The organism is Streptococcus urinalis 2285-97 (assembly GCF_000188055.2).
GTDB lineage: Bacteria > Bacillota > Bacilli > Lactobacillales > Streptococcaceae > Streptococcus > Streptococcus urinalis.
This window is the reverse complement of sequence record NZ_AEUZ02000001.1, coordinates 2,116,918-2,130,431: the sequence shown is the minus strand read 5'-3', so window position 1 is coordinate 2,130,431 and position 13,514 is coordinate 2,116,918. Positions and strand designations below refer to the sequence as shown.

Genomic DNA, 13,514 nt, shown 5'->3' with positions numbered 1-13,514 from the left:
CGGCGGCCGTAACTATAACGGTCCTAAGGTAGCGAAATTCCTTGTCGGGTAAGTTCCGACCCGCACGAAAGGCGTAATGATTTGGGCACTGTCTCAACAAGAGACTCGGTGAAATTTTAGTACCTGTGAAGATGCAGGTTACCCGCGACAGGACGGAAAGACCCCATGGAGCTTTACTGCAGTTTGATATTGAGTATCTGTACCACATGTACAGGATAGGTAGGAGCCATTGAAAGAGGAACGCCAGTTTCTCTGGAGGCGTTGTTGGGATACTACCCTTGTGTTATGGCTACTCTAACCCACTAGGCTAAACGTCTAGGGAGACAGTGTCTGACGGGCAGTTTGACTGGGGCGGTCGCCTCCTAAAAGGTAACGGAGGCGCCCAAAGGTTCCCTCAGACTGGTTGGAAATCAGTCGCAGAGTGTAAAGGTATAAGGGAGCTTGACTGCGAGAGCAACAACTCGAGCAGGGACGAAAGTCGGGCTTAGTGATCCGGTGGTTCCGTATGGAAGGGCCATCGCTCAACGGATAAAAGCTACCCTGGGGATAACAGGCTTATCTCCCCCAAGAGTTCACATCGACGGGGAGGTTTGGCACCTCGATGTCGGCTCGTCGCATCCTGGGGCTGTAGTCGGTCCCAAGGGTTGGGCTGTTCGCCCATTAAAGCGGCACGCGAGCTGGGTTCAGAACGTCGTGAGACAGTTCGGTCCCTATCCGTCGCGGGCGTAGGAAATTTGAGAGGATCTGCTCCTAGTACGAGAGGACCAGAGTGGACTTACCGCTGGTGTACCAGTTGTCTTGCCAAAGGCATCGCTGGGTAGCTATGTAGGGAAGGGATAAGCGCTGAAAGCATCTAAGTGCGAAGCCCACCTCAAGATGAGATTTCCCATGATTTCATATCAGTAAGAGCCCTGAGAGATGATCAGGTAGATAGGTTAGAAGTGGAAGCGTGGTGACACGTGTAGCGGACTAATACTAATAGCTCGAGGACTTATCCAAACCGAAGTCAAGATTGACAGCGTAGCGGTTTCTTGATAAGATATAGGTATTCAATTTTGAATGGATTACCCATTTAAGTTAAGTAACGATAGCCTAGGAGATACACCTGTACCCATGCCGAACACAGCAGTTAAGCCCTAGTACGCCTGAAGTAGTTGGGGGTTGCCCCCTGTTAGATACGGGAGTTGCTTAGCGATTGGGAGTTTAGCTCAGCTGGGAGAGCATCTGCCTTACAAGCAGAGGGTCAGCGGTTCGATCCCGTTAACTCCCATAAGAAAGGTCCAGTAGTGTAGCGGTTATCACGTCGCCCTGTCACGGCGAAGATCGCGGGTTCGATTCCCGTCGGGACCGTTGAAATGAAGCCTAGTCAACGTTTCAAAAAAGAAAAGACTCGTTAGCTCAGTTGGTAGAGCAATTGACTTTTAATCAATGGGTCACTGGTTCGAGCCCAGTACGGGTCATATAGGCGGGTTTGGCGGAATTGGCAGACGCACCAGATTTAGGATCTGGCGCTTAACGGCGTGGGGGTTCAAGTCCCTTAACCCGCATATAAGAAAAAGTAGCCGGCTTAGCTCAGTTGGTAGAGCATCTGATTTGTAATCAGAGGGTCGCGTGTTCAAGTCATGTAGCCGGCATTAAAAGATAAAAAGTATCCTTTATATGCGAACGTAGTTCAGTGGTAGAACATCACCTTGCCAAGGTGGGGGTCGCGGGTTCGAATCCCGTCGTTCGCTTATAGAGGCCGGGGTGGCGGAACTGGCAGACGCACAGGACTTAAAATCCTGCGAAGGGTAACTTTCGTACCGGTTCGATTCCGGTCCTCGGCATTTAATTTAATAATAAGCACCCTTAGCTCAATTGGATAGAGTACCTGACTACGAATCAGGCGGTTAGAGGTTCGACTCCTCTAGGGTGCATATTCGGGAAGTAGCTCAGCTTGGTAGAGTACTTGGTTTGGGACCAAGGGGTCGCAGGTTCGAATCCTGTCTTCCCGATTATATGGCGGTGTAGCTCAGCTGGCTAGAGCGTCCGGTTCATACCCGGGAGGTCGGGGGTTCGATCCCCTTCGCCGCTATTAATTTTATATGACTGTGGACCTTTAGCTCAACTGGTTAGAGCACTCGGCTCATAACCGAGCGGTCGTAGGTTCGAGTCCTACAAGGTCCATTATGGAGGATTACCCAAGTCCGGCTGAAGGGAACGGTCTTGAAAACCGTCAGGCGTGTAAAAGCGTGCGTGGGTTCGAATCCCACATCCTCCTTTAAGTATAATATCGCGGGATGGAGCAGCTAGGTAGCTCGTCGGGCTCATAACCCGAAGGTCGTAGGTTCAAATCCTGCTCCCGCAATAAAATTAAAAAATTGGCTCGGTAGCTCAGTTGGTAGAGCAATGGATTGAAGCTCCATGTGTCGGCGGTTCGATTCCGTCTCGCGCCATTATCTTATTATGCGGGTGTAGTTTAGTGGTAAAACTACAGCCTTCCAAGCTGTTGTCGCGAGTTCGATTCTCGTCACCCGCTTTATAGTTTAAATCCAAGCTATAATATAGCTTGGGCGCGTAGCTCAGGTGGTTAGAGCGCACGCCTGATAAGCGTGAGGTCGGTGGTTCGAGTCCACTCGTGCCCATTAATAATGTAATATATGGAGAATTACTCAAGAGGCTGAAGAGGACGGTTTGCTAAATCGTTAGGTCGGGTAACTGGCGCAAGGGTTCGAATCCCTTATTCTCCGTCAATTATGTTTAGAGAAGACTTGTGTCTTCTCTTTTTAGTTTTTAATTTCACAATATATAAATATAAATGTAATATTTACGTAATATTAAATCTGTTTTTTTTTGGTACAATATATGATGTCTTATCGAAAAGGAGTAGTTTTTAATTTATGAATAAAAAGATTTTATCAGCAGTACTTGTAAGTGGTGTGACACTTGCTGCTGCAACAACTGTAGGAGCTGACGATTTTGATTCTAAGATTGATGCACAAAATTCAATTATTTCGAATTTAACAGCTGAACAATCTGCTGCACAAGATCAAATTACTTCACTTCAAGCTAAAGTTGCCTCTTTGCAATCTCAACAAGATGAATTATCTGCTGAGAATGATAAGCTTGAAGCCGAATCACAACGCTTAGGTGATGAAATTCAAAAGCTTTCTAGTAAAATTGTTGCACGTAATGAAGCTTTAAAGAAACAAGCTCGTAGTGCTCAAAAAGGAAATACAACTTCAAGTTATATTAACACTTTGTTGAATTCAAAATCTGTATCTGATGCAGTAAATAGAGTTGTTGCAATCCGAGAAGTTGTTTCTGCTAACGCAAAAATGCTTGCACAACAAGAAGCTGATAAAAAAGAATTAGCGAAAAAACAATCTGAAAACCAAGAAGCTATTAACACTGTCACTGCTAACAAAGCCGCAATTGCAGAAAACCAAAATAGTTTATCAACACAAAAAGCTCAATTGGAAGTAGCTCAATTAGATTTAGCTTCTCAACTTGCTTCAGCTCAAGATGAAAAAGATAACTTAGTTTCTCAAAAAGCTGCTGCAGAAAAAGCTGCTGCGGAAAAAGCTGCTGCAGAAAAAGCTGCTAAAGAGAAGGCTGCTGCAGAAGCTAAAGCACAAGCGGAGTCAGTTGCTAAAGCACAAGCAGAAGCACAATCACAAGCTGCTGCTCAAAGTGAATCTGCACAATCACAAGCAACAGCAAATTCTGAAGCTTCTCAACAATCTTCAACTGTACAATCACAAACTACACAACAAGCGACAGTTGCGAAAACATCAACTTCTGCATCAGTTTCAGCTACTGTTTCTACAGGAAGCTCTTCTGTAAGTGTCTCAGCATCTTATAGTTCTTCAAATACTTATCCTGTTGGTCAATGTACTTGGGGTGTTAAATCATTAGCATCTTGGGTTGGTAATAACTGGGGTAATGCTAATCAATGGATTGCTAGCGCGCAAGCTGCAGGTCATAGTGTAGGAACGACACCAGTAGCAGGTGCAGTTGCTGTATGGCCTTCTGATGGTGGTGGATATGGACATGTTGCCTATGTCACTTCTATATCAAGCAGTACAGCCATTCAAGTAATGGAATCTAACTATAATGGTAATATGTCAATTGGTAATTACCGTGGAACTTTCAACCCATCATCAGGTATGTGGGGTTCAGTTTACTACATTTACCCATAGAAATTACTTTAAAAGACAAGCCTGGCTTGTCTTTTTTTCTTTTATATTACAATTTATAATTCAATTGAAAATTAATTGAAAAAAGGATAAAATGGTATAGGATTAAAAATTTGGAGGAACTCATGTCGTATTCTGATCTAAAGTTGTTTGCATTATCATCAAACAAAGAACTAGCTGAAAAAGTTGCTAATTCTATTGGCATACCCTTAGGAAAATCTACAGTTCGTCAGTTCTCTGATGGTGAAATTCAAGTCAATATTGAAGAATCAATTCGTGGAAATCATGTCTTTATTTTACAATCAACTAGTTCACCCGTGAATGATAACTTGATGGAAATATTGATTATGGTTGATGCTTTGAAACGTGCTAGTGCTGAAAAAGTTAGTGTTGTCATGCCCTATTATGGTTATGCTAGACAAGATAGAAAAGCACGTTCACGTGAACCTATTACCTCTAAATTAGTAGCTGATATGTTAGAAATTGCTGGTGTGGATCGTCTTTTAACTGTTGATTTACACGCAGCACAAATTCAAGGATTTTTTGATATTCCTGTAGATCATTTAATGGGAGCACCACTTATCGCTGATTACTTTAATCGTCATGGTTTAGTAGGAGATGATGTAGTTGTTGTTAGTCCAGACCATGGTGGTGTCACTCGTGCTAGAAAATTAGCACAGTTTTTACAAACACCAATTGCTATTATTGATAAACGTCGTAGTGTTACAAAAATGAATACAAGTGAAGTCATGAATATAATTGGTAATGTTTCTGGGAAAAAATGTATTTTAATTGATGATATGATTGATACAGCAGGAACTATTTGTCATGCGGCAGATGCTTTAGCCGAAGCAGGTGCAACGGCTGTGTATGCTTCTTGTACTCATCCTGTCTTATCTGGTCCTGCTTTAGACAATATTGATCGTTCAGCTATTGAAAAATTAATCGTTTTAGATACTATTTATTTACCAGAAGAACGACTAATTGATAAAATTGAACAAATTTCAATTGCAGATTTAATTGCTGAAGCAATTATCAGAATACATGAAAAACGTCCATTGTCACCTCTATTTGAAATGGATAAATTGAATTAATTTTAAAAGAGCAAGGAAATCCCTAGCTCTTTTTGCTCATTATTATTTTTAAAAGTCTGGAAATTATCAGAATTTTATGTATAATAGACTTTATAGAAAATGAGGTGACCTATGGATTTAACAAAACGTTTCAATAAAAATTTAGATAAAATAGAAGTCTCTCTTATTAGAAAATTTGATCAGTCTATTTCTGACGTTCCGGGTATTTTAAAATTAACTTTAGGAGAGCCAGATTTTCCTACGCCTGAACACGTAAAAGAAAGCGCTAAGGCTGCAATAGATGATAATCAATCACATTATACTGGTATAAGTGGTTTACTTGCACTGAGAGAAGCTGCTTCAGCTTTTGTTGATGAGAAGTATCACTTAAAATATAATCCAGAAACTGAAATTATGGTTACAGTTGGTGCAACTGAAGCTATTTCAGCAGTTTTGACTGCTATCTTAGAACCTGGTGATACCGTATTATTACCTGCACCAGCTTATCCGGGTTATGAACCAATTGCTACTTTAGTAGGTGCTGAAATAGTAGAAATTGATACTACTTCTAATGACTTTGTATTAACACCTGAAATGTTGGAAGAAGCTATTATAGAACAAGGTGAAAAATTAAAAGCTGTTTTACTTAATTATCCAACAAATCCTACGGGAGTAACCTATACTCGTGAACAGATAAAATCATTTGCTGAAGTTTTACGAAAATACGATATCTTTGTAGTGAGTGATGAAGTCTACTCTGAATTGTCTTATCAAGAAGAAAAACATGTTTCTATTGCAGAATATTTACCTGAACAAGCTATTGTTATTAATGGTCTTTCAAAATCTCATGCAATGACAGGTTGGCGTTTAGGTTTGATTTTTGCAAATGAGTCTTTAGCTAGCCAAATTGTTAAGAGTCATCAATATTTGGTGACTGCTGCTACAACCATATCTCAATTTGCGGGAGTTGAAGCTTTGACAGTTGGTAAGAATGATACTCAGGCTATGAAAGATGAATACCTAAAAAGACGTGATTTTATTATTGAAAGAATGACAAAACTAGGGTTCCATATTATTGAACCTGATGGTGCTTTTTACATTTTTGCTAAAATTCCAAAGGGTTATGGTGAAGATGATTCTTTCAAATTCTGTCAAGATTTTGCTAGGGAAAAAGCTGTCGCTATTATTCCAGGTGTTGCTTTTGGTCAATATGGTGAAGGTTTCTTAAGACTTTCTTATGCAGCAAGTATGGATACTATTACTGCTGCAATGGATCGTTTAGAAGAATTTATGGAAGAGTATGCAAACTAAAGAGTCACAAGGAATTGTTCTCTATAACAAAGATTTCAGAGAAGATGATATGCTTGTCAAGATTTTTACAGAAACATCTGGGAAAAAGATGTTTTTTGTTAAGCGAGCTAGGAAGTCAACTTTGGCATCTGTTATTCAACCGCTAACTCAAGCAAATTTCTTATTAAAATTAAGTGATTCAGGTCTCTCTTACATTGATGATTACAAAGAAGTCGAAACCTATAAATCCATTAATGAAGATATTTTTAAATTAGCATATGCTTCTTATATCATGGCTTTAGCTGATGCTGCTATATCAGATAATGAACCTGATCCTCATTTATTCCAATTTTTACAGAAAACGTTGACATTAATGAATGAAGGTCTTGATTATGATGTATTAACGAATATTTTCGAAATTCAGTTATTAGATCGATTCGGTGTTCAGTTGAATTTTGATGATTGCTTATTTTGTCACCGCAAAGCGCAAGCTTTTGATTTCTCCTATCGTTATTCAGGTGTCATTTGTCCAGAACACTTTTCAAAAGATGAAAGACGGGCACATGTCGATCCTAATGTTATTTATCTAATTAATCGTTTTCAAAATATTCAATTTGATGATTTGAAAACAATCTCAATAAAGACAGATATGAAAGTTAAACTTAGACTTTTTATTGATTCTATTTATGATGAGTACGTAGGAATTCATCTTAAAAGTAAACGATTTATAGATGATTTAGCAAAATGGGGCGATATAATGAGGTAGGTCTAATCTGCTTGTTCATGAAATAAAAATATGAATATGCTATAATATAAACGTTGTTTCAAGGCGGTTTTTCTTATTATTAAATAAACCTATAAAACCTTGATTTATAGGCATTTATAAGTGTTTATTACTAAAGTGAATTATGGTACTTTTTACAGAATAATTCAGTAAATTTTATGGAAAAAATGAGTTCAGCAGGCAAGAAAAAAAGGCACCTAGAGTGGTGCTTATTTTTGTAAAAAATTTTTGTACATTTTTGAAGTTAGGTCAAGCAATGCTCCAAGAAGTTCATTATGTTCACCAATCATATCATATAATTGGTCTTCTGATAAAACACCGCATTTTACTGGGATTTTTTCAATTTCCATATATTCAAACCATTTTTCACTACCATAAAAATTGTTTAATTCAATATAGTTATTGTAAATTGAGTTAAATTTCTCAACACTATCAATTAAATTAGTTAAGGCTGGCATAAAATTGTCATATTTGTTTTCCATTTGTTGAATCAGCTCTATATCTTTGTTATCCATTTGAGAATCCTCTCTTTTTTAGCAATTATCTCAAAAAGCAATTTTTTATGCAATCATTAGTATTTAATAAAGTTATATTTATTGTTGACATTGCCATTCTAAGAAAAGGTAAAGTTTTCAAGTGACTGATTGTCCGTATCGGTTGATATGACTAGCTTTCTAGCAATTAAAAAGAGGGTGAAAGTTAGCATTTATTAGCCATTCATGGTATAATGTCTTTAGGGAGAAATTCCAAAAAATAAAAATAGAAAATGGTATAATATTTTTATTAGATAGTTTTATCATTGTGGCTTGTGGGTCGCTTTTTATGTCTAGGTCACTGTTAATCAGTGGCTTTTCTTATGCTCTAAAACAGGTACGTTTTTCACTAATATATTTTAAAGAAATCTGTTATATCAATGATTATAAAGACCATGCCACCTAGTAAAAATCTGAAAAAATTGGATATTTTTGTAAGAGGACACCTCGTTGTGCTATGGCTCATATATGGGCGGGGTGTAATTTGAAACGGTAAGCAATATAAAGCTATGTTCTTTGGGGTAGTATATTGGTTAAAAAATGCCAATAAACCCCGACAATATAGGCTTTTCATTTCTTTGGAAATTTTAAAAAGGGATTTTTTAGCATGGAATTGACTAGCGTTCTTTAGTTTAATCTTAAACATAGCCCCAATTAAAAGAAGTGGGGTACTCTGGTATTATGCTATGAATAAAGTTATGTATATATACAAAAACAATATCATAATAATACTATTGTATGATTTAGATAACACAAAATAGTTCCGATTGTTTCCGATAATCGAGCAATGAAACAGAATTGCTTTATTACACTGTGAGAGGCTCTAGCTTGCGTTCTAAGACACTTCACTAGGAAATGTGAATAAATTTATATATCTAATAGATAACATGCCTCATATCGCTTTATATGGACGATAAAAGGAAGTAACCGAAGTTACTCCCCTTAATGTTATTCACCAATGATATAATCATGGATTCCGTCAAACTTTTTGTTAGTGTCTAATTCCTTAACTAGGTCAATGACTTCATCACCTAACAGCTCAATGGTTTCATAACCGTGTAGACTGTCTAATGGTAACGGTTCATCACTTAGCAATCTATCAGTATAGTCTAATAGCTCTAACTCATAATTGATAGTGTCATTAATCAAAGTATCTTTATCCAATGATTGCAACTGTTGCACGCGCATATCATGATAACTTAATCTAAAGGTATCAGGCTCATATTCTCCCTCATGCTTAACGTAAGCTTCTTCTAACTTTTGGATTGTACTGTTTGCAATTGTGTCCTGTGGTGATACGTATAAGGCAACCGTGTCAGGGGTTTGTTCATAGATAAAGTTATTGCCATTGGTTAAGTCGTCATCTAAGTTCTCAGTGAATGCCTGCGCCTCTCCTAGTGTGTTAAATGAACCAATTAAAGCGGTATAAGTGTTTAGGTCACTTTTGATAGTTAGTTCATCTTCTTCAAAGTCGTCTTCATAGTCTTCATAATCGTCTGTGTGGTCTAGTGATTTGGTGATTCGTTCAAAACTTTCTGTTAAGTCTTCATCACTTGTATACTCTGCCTTAAGATTCCCGTTACCAATATAAGTGATTTCAATAGCTGACTGGTCATAAGTGCCAATCATATAGCCAATGAGTGCATTACTAATTTCTTGTGCATTCTGACATTTATAAGTGAATTGATATGTTTTCGGTGTATCTGATAATTGTTTAATCATTTTTATTCTCCATTTCTGTATTTACATTAGGATTAGGAAATTTTTTAAGTTCGCTCGTGTATAAAAAGATAAAATATTTATTTCTTTTTTCTTTATACAAACTTATATAAAAAACCTAATTTCCTAATGTAAACATGGTCAACCTCAACAATACCAATGGTTTGGTTTAGATTAGGTTTTAAAATTTTTCCTAACCTAAAACTAACCTTACCTAACCCTTCTTTTTAATTTCCCAAACTCCGCCTTTTGAAATTCTTTCCCTTTGAAAGCCGTGAGGGTCTAAGGCATCATAGTATAATGGGCTTACAGTACCATTTGAAGCTTTATACTTATTGGCAGTTTCTTTTTCCAATATTTTAATGAGTCTTGTGCCAAAGTTACCAAGTTGGGGTCTATCGATACCTAAATCTTCTACAAATTCCTTTAGTTTATTTCTTGCTATAAATATTGGTACATGATTAATTTCATGCCAACCATTTGGAATGTAAAAGCTGTTTACCCAAGTCAGAATAAAATCATTGTTATTCTTGTAATCTTCAAGCATTGGCTTGATAGATTTAACTTCAATAAACTTTTCAAAGTCATTCATATTTAAAATTCTAAATAGTACATATTCCATGAGTTCCTTATTTTTCATAAACTCATCTTTTATTTCAGGTCTTTCCTTTTGGCCATTAAAATCTGCATTGAAAGGGACAATGCACAAACGACGATACCACCCTTGTGTCTTATTACGAGCGTTTGGCATTTCATTGGCTGAAAAGATACATAATAGTTTATACGTTGCTTCAATAGTATTCTTACCTTTGCGGTTAACTTGAATAGGGTCGCCACTGACAACACTCATAAGATCAGAAACTTCATCAAGATACTTACTAGAAATATCATCACCAATATTACAAGTTTTACCGTCTAAGGCTTGCGTATAGAAGTCCTTTGCAAACTGATCAGGTTTTAGATTGCTGATGTTGTCACGTCCTATTAATCCTTCCAATAATGCTTGAAATGTGCCCTTACCATTGTTACCTTCTCCTAGCATGATAACCATTTTCTTGCGTGTTCTGTTTGGGTTAATTGCTTCATTCAACACTTGCCATAGAAGTGTGACAATTTCTTCATCACCACAAGCTAAGCTATTAAGCCATTCATCAAAGTCAAACCAACCATTTAGAATAGGCTTCTTAATGGTTGGATTGTAAGCTGTTTTAATTTTACTAGTGATAGCATAATTAGGGTTAAATGGTTCCAATTGCTTAGTTCTGATATTAAATAAGCTGTTTTGTACAGGTATAATGTCATAACGATTAAATGGGGTCTTTATTTTAGTAACAGTTCTTAGGAAAGTTTTAATTTCGTTTTGAATACGAGTGCTGGTCAATCTGATATCAAATTTCAAGATTATCTTTCTAAGCAGATCATCACTGGCAATGTAGTAGCCTAAATCATAATGATAGATATACAAATGACTGGTGTCTGTTGTTAAACCTCTACCAATAAAAGTGAAATAGAATGCTTTTCTAATGTTGTTCCCAGCTTCAGAAACACTTGGCATTAGTACTTTTTTATCAGTCTCTCCTTTTCGGTCGCCTTTTTTTATTTCTTTTTCAATCGTGTTTTCTTCCCGCCATATCTCACCTAAGTTATAAAGTAAGTCATAAGCTTCCTTCATGCTTTTTGGCTCTGTTGATTCTTTAGTTTGTTCAAATTCAGCTTGAAGTTCTTTTAATTTTTCCTTATCCGTTTTGAATACCTCTCTTTCTGTTTTCTGCTTTCACAATACTGTAAAAGGTTTTATCAAATTCTTCTAATGGCAAAGGGGTAGGAGTAACGTTATTTGCAATTTGAGACAGTTCATAAGCAGTCTCAATATCACAATCAACCCATTTATTCAGAAGTAATCCTACAAACTTAGTCAGTGAGACATTACGGCCGCCCTCTTCACCTAAGCCATGTAATAGGTAATCTAAGAATTTCATTGTCATTGATTTTTGATTCTTGATTTTATTGCTAGTAAATGTCGGAGTATTATTCTGTTTTGATCGATTAGTAGTAATTGGATAGTCTTGACCATAATTGACGAGGAGATTTCCTCTGACTGGTAACCCCCTTGTAATTGTGACCATGTAAGGCTTGATTCATCAAATGGCAATCCGATTAAGTCAGCAATTTCTTTTACAGTGGTCTTATAACTATTCTCATTCATAGACATATTAGGCTTCACCACAAGCCTGTAACGTGGATTGTCAGCCGTGTGCTTGATAGTTGGATAAATAATATAGCTATACTCCGAAAGTCTCTTAGAAACGATTTTAGGGAAGTTTATGCCTATTTCTAAATCGTCATAATCAAGAAAGATAAGGTCACGACTAATAAGACTTTTATTATTTCGCTTATAAGAACCATTGTTTTCAGGTTTAATCGTTCCGCTTATAATATATGGAGCTTCATGCTCTTTATAGTGTTCTATATTGCCATTCTCAGGCGGTTTCAACGGTTTAAATTGGGCAATGTATTCAAAAGGTTCTAAACTGCCCTTATATTTGAATAGAGAAGAGGTGAAACCTTTACTTTCATATATACTCATTTGTTTCCCTCCAATAATGTTAACCACTTCTCAAATTCGTCTAGCCTCTTTGAAAGAGTGATTAAATCTAATTCAAGCTTGTTTATTCGTTTCTCAAGGTCTGCAAATGTCATTATTTACCACCTTCTTCAAGAAATGCTAAGACATCTTCTTTTAAATACCATACTTTTCTACCCTCTGGAGCTTTAAATTTTTTAAGTCCCATTTTTTCCCACTCGTAAAGAGTAGGGGCAGTAATATGTAACTGTTCCATAATTTTCTTTTGGGATATCAGATTCAAAGGGTCAGCTTCAAGTCGTTTCTTTTGAAGGTCTAAGAAATCAGAGAATTGTTGGAGTGTTTTATTAATAATCTCTCTGTCATGTTTCTCAATATAAGTATCAGTCATGAGATTCCACCTCCCTAGCAACCATGTCTAAGCGTTCTTTAACATGATTTAAGTCAATGTTTTGTAGTTTTTCTTTACGTCTAAGATTTTGAATAATTTGTCTTGTAAAAGCTTCCAAACCTTCATTCAATTCTGCTTCTGTAGTTGGAATGTAATTACCAACATTATCACCCGTTCTTGTTGCAACAATAGGAAAGGCGTAGTCCATTACTAGACGTTCAATTTCTTCAAATACAATACGTCTGTCAACGTGCAGGATATCAGCAATTTCTTTGGTGGTAATTTTTCTTTCAGTACCTAAAGGGATAAGTTGTAAAACTCTTTTGGTACGCTCTGACATTGATTCAAGTGGTTTGACAGTTCTATTTGGTGCCATTGTAAAATTACCTTCTTTTCCAGCACTCTTAATAAGTAAAATTTTCTCTTTCATAATTTCCTCCTAGTTATAATATTTAGATTGTGATTGTAGATAAGCCCCATAATTTGGATTAGTTAATTCGTTTGAATTATGATTATCGTGTTTAGGTATATCAATTTCAATATAGCTATGGATATTACTGATAGTAACACCCAATAGAAGTAGTACCACAAAAACAATGATATATTGGTGTGGTGTTAGGTTTAATTCATTAATCATGATTGATTGCCTCTCTGAAAGTTAGTTGGCGTTTTGGACTTCTTCTTTTGTAATTCAAGACAAATTCATTTATTTCCTCTGTCGGCATAGCCATGATTTTATCTTGTTCCTCTTTTGATACAAGATTGTGTGTAAACACATCATCTAACAGATCAATTAATGATTGAGGGTAGTTGTTTTGTACTAAGTAATCTCTTACGTCAAATACTTCATTTCTCATTTTTATTTCTCCTTAATTATTGTTGTAACCAGTTGTTAGATACTGGCAAACTCCCATTGTAGCTTGTGCTTTCGTGTATTTCATGCTATAATAAACATGAAAATA

General features: G+C 36.7%; 10 protein-coding genes, 17 tRNA genes, 2 rRNA genes and 1 pseudogene. 23 read left to right on the top strand and 7 right to left on the bottom strand.

What is annotated here, in order from left to right; genetic code table 11:
* The 23 genes from STRUR_RS11070 to recO form a co-directional block, all read left to right on the top strand.
* Positions 1-999: ribosomal RNA gene (locus STRUR_RS11070) — 23S ribosomal RNA — on the top strand; the annotation flags it as partial.
* A gap of 78 nt (positions 1,000-1,077) precedes the next feature.
* Positions 1,078-1,193 (top strand): 5S ribosomal RNA (rrf, locus tag STRUR_RS11065).
* 4 nt (positions 1,194-1,197) lie between these two features.
* Positions 1,198-1,270, top strand: a tRNA-Val gene (locus tag STRUR_RS11060).
* Between the two features lie 7 nt (positions 1,271-1,277).
* Positions 1,278-1,350 (top strand) — tRNA-Asp (locus STRUR_RS11055).
* A 37-nt stretch (positions 1,351-1,387) separates the two neighbouring features.
* Positions 1,388-1,460 (top strand) — tRNA-Lys (locus STRUR_RS11050).
* 5 nt (positions 1,461-1,465) lie between these two features.
* A tRNA-Leu gene (locus STRUR_RS11045) sits at positions 1,466-1,547 on the top strand.
* A 14-nt stretch (positions 1,548-1,561) separates the two neighbouring features.
* Positions 1,562-1,634 (top strand) — tRNA-Thr (locus STRUR_RS11040).
* A 27-nt stretch (positions 1,635-1,661) separates the two neighbouring features.
* Positions 1,662-1,733 (top strand) — tRNA-Gly (locus STRUR_RS11035).
* Positions 1,734-1,740: 7 nt separating this feature from the next.
* A tRNA-Leu gene (locus STRUR_RS11030) sits at positions 1,741-1,826 on the top strand.
* 16 nt (positions 1,827-1,842) lie between these two features.
* Positions 1,843-1,916 (top strand) — tRNA-Arg (locus STRUR_RS11025).
* Between the two features lie 4 nt (positions 1,917-1,920).
* Positions 1,921-1,994: transfer RNA gene (locus STRUR_RS11020), tRNA-Pro, on the top strand.
* 6 nt (positions 1,995-2,000) lie between these two features.
* Positions 2,001-2,074: transfer RNA gene (locus tag STRUR_RS11015), tRNA-Met, on the top strand.
* Between the two features lie 18 nt (positions 2,075-2,092).
* Positions 2,093-2,166 (top strand) — tRNA-Ile (locus STRUR_RS11010).
* A 4-nt stretch (positions 2,167-2,170) separates the two neighbouring features.
* A tRNA-Ser gene (locus STRUR_RS11005) sits at positions 2,171-2,260 on the top strand.
* A gap of 13 nt (positions 2,261-2,273) precedes the next feature.
* Positions 2,274-2,347: transfer RNA gene (locus STRUR_RS11000), tRNA-Met, on the top strand.
* Positions 2,348-2,362: 15 nt separating this feature from the next.
* Positions 2,363-2,435, top strand: a tRNA-Phe gene (locus STRUR_RS10995).
* Between the two features lie 12 nt (positions 2,436-2,447).
* Positions 2,448-2,518 (top strand) — tRNA-Gly (locus tag STRUR_RS10990).
* A gap of 32 nt (positions 2,519-2,550) precedes the next feature.
* Positions 2,551-2,624, top strand: a tRNA-Ile gene (locus tag STRUR_RS10985).
* Positions 2,625-2,641: 17 nt separating this feature from the next.
* Positions 2,642-2,729, top strand: a tRNA-Ser gene (locus STRUR_RS10980).
* A 150-nt stretch (positions 2,730-2,879) separates the two neighbouring features.
* Positions 2,880-4,181: a CHAP domain-containing protein gene (locus STRUR_RS10975; protein ID WP_006739254.1), complete on the top strand. Its 1,302-nt coding sequence runs from the start codon at positions 2,880-2,882 to the stop codon at positions 4,179-4,181.
* 122 nt (positions 4,182-4,303) lie between these two features.
* Positions 4,304-5,272, top strand: a complete 969-nt coding sequence (locus STRUR_RS10970) for a ribose-phosphate diphosphokinase (RefSeq protein WP_006739983.1) — start codon at positions 4,304-4,306, stop codon at positions 5,270-5,272.
* Positions 5,273-5,383: 111 nt separating this feature from the next.
* Positions 5,384-6,562 carry a pyridoxal phosphate-dependent aminotransferase gene (locus tag STRUR_RS10965; protein ID WP_006740441.1) on the top strand — a complete coding sequence of 393 codons (1,179 nt, stop codon included), beginning with the start codon at positions 5,384-5,386 and terminating at the stop codon, positions 6,560-6,562.
* The gene (gene recO, locus STRUR_RS10960; RefSeq protein WP_006738489.1) at positions 6,552-7,307 is read left to right on the top strand and encodes a DNA repair protein RecO; all 756 of its coding nucleotides are present in this window, start codon (positions 6,552-6,554) and stop codon (positions 7,305-7,307) included. The genes STRUR_RS10965 and recO overlap by 11 nt, the downstream gene beginning before the upstream one ends.
* Before the next feature lie 227 nt (positions 7,308-7,534).
* Here recO and STRUR_RS10955 read toward each other — a convergent pair whose 3' ends face one another.
* From STRUR_RS10955 to STRUR_RS10915, 7 genes and pseudogenes are all read right to left on the bottom strand, one after another.
* Positions 7,535-7,840, bottom strand: coding sequence for a DUF4298 domain-containing protein (locus STRUR_RS10955; protein ID WP_006738932.1), 306 nt, complete (start codon positions 7,838-7,840; stop codon positions 7,535-7,537).
* A 966-nt stretch (positions 7,841-8,806) separates the two neighbouring features.
* A complete protein-coding gene (locus tag STRUR_RS10950) occupies positions 8,807-9,580 on the bottom strand; it encodes a hypothetical protein (protein WP_006739657.1) in 774 nt (257 codons plus the stop codon).
* Between the two features lie 211 nt (positions 9,581-9,791).
* Positions 9,792-11,249, bottom strand: coding sequence for a DNA primase family protein (locus tag STRUR_RS10945; protein ID WP_006740132.1), 1,458 nt, complete (start codon positions 11,247-11,249; stop codon positions 9,792-9,794).
* Positions 11,250-11,313: 64 nt separating this feature from the next.
* Positions 11,314-12,164, bottom strand: a pseudogene (locus tag STRUR_RS10935) (primase alpha helix C-terminal domain-containing protein).
* Between the two features lie 112 nt (positions 12,165-12,276).
* Complete coding sequence (locus tag STRUR_RS10930) at positions 12,277-12,552, bottom strand: hypothetical protein (RefSeq protein ID WP_006739416.1); 276 nt, start codon at positions 12,550-12,552, stop codon at positions 12,277-12,279.
* Complete coding sequence (locus STRUR_RS10925) at positions 12,545-12,982, bottom strand: HTH domain-containing protein (protein WP_006739513.1); 438 nt, start codon at positions 12,980-12,982, stop codon at positions 12,545-12,547. The genes STRUR_RS10930 and STRUR_RS10925 overlap by 8 nt, the downstream gene beginning before the upstream one ends.
* A gap of 199 nt (positions 12,983-13,181) precedes the next feature.
* Positions 13,182-13,409 carry a hypothetical protein gene (locus STRUR_RS10915; protein WP_006739193.1) on the bottom strand — a complete coding sequence of 76 codons (228 nt, stop codon included), beginning with the start codon at positions 13,407-13,409 and terminating at the stop codon, positions 13,182-13,184.
* Between the last annotated feature and the right edge of the window lie 105 nt (positions 13,410-13,514).

Bases quoted from the DNA above. Each gene is read 5' to 3' on its own strand.
- STRUR_RS10975 (WP_006739254.1), top strand. From the start codon at position 2,880: ATGAATAAAAAGATTTTATCAGCAGTACTTGTAAGTGGTGTGACACTT.
- STRUR_RS10970 (WP_006739983.1), top strand. From the start codon at position 4,304: ATGTCGTATTCTGATCTAAAGTTGTTTGCATTATCATCAAACAAAGAA.
- STRUR_RS10965 (WP_006740441.1), top strand. From the start codon at position 5,384: ATGGATTTAACAAAACGTTTCAATAAAAATTTAGATAAAATAGAAGTC.
- recO (WP_006738489.1), top strand. From the start codon at position 6,552: ATGCAAACTAAAGAGTCACAAGGAATTGTTCTCTATAACAAAGATTTC.
- STRUR_RS10955 (WP_006738932.1), bottom strand. From the start codon at position 7,840: ATGGATAACAAAGATATAGAGCTGATTCAACAAATGGAAAACAAATAT.
- STRUR_RS10950 (WP_006739657.1), bottom strand. From the start codon at position 9,580: ATGATTAAACAATTATCAGATACACCGAAAACATATCAATTCACTTAT.
- STRUR_RS10945 (WP_006740132.1), bottom strand. From the start codon at position 11,249: ATGAAGGAAGCTTATGACTTACTTTATAACTTAGGTGAGATATGGCGG.
- STRUR_RS10930 (WP_006739416.1), bottom strand. From the start codon at position 12,552: ATGACTGATACTTATATTGAGAAACATGACAGAGAGATTATTAATAAA.
- STRUR_RS10925 (WP_006739513.1), bottom strand. From the start codon at position 12,982: ATGAAAGAGAAAATTTTACTTATTAAGAGTGCTGGAAAAGAAGGTAAT.
- STRUR_RS10915 (WP_006739193.1), bottom strand. From the start codon at position 13,409: ATGAGAAATGAAGTATTTGACGTAAGAGATTACTTAGTACAAAACAAC.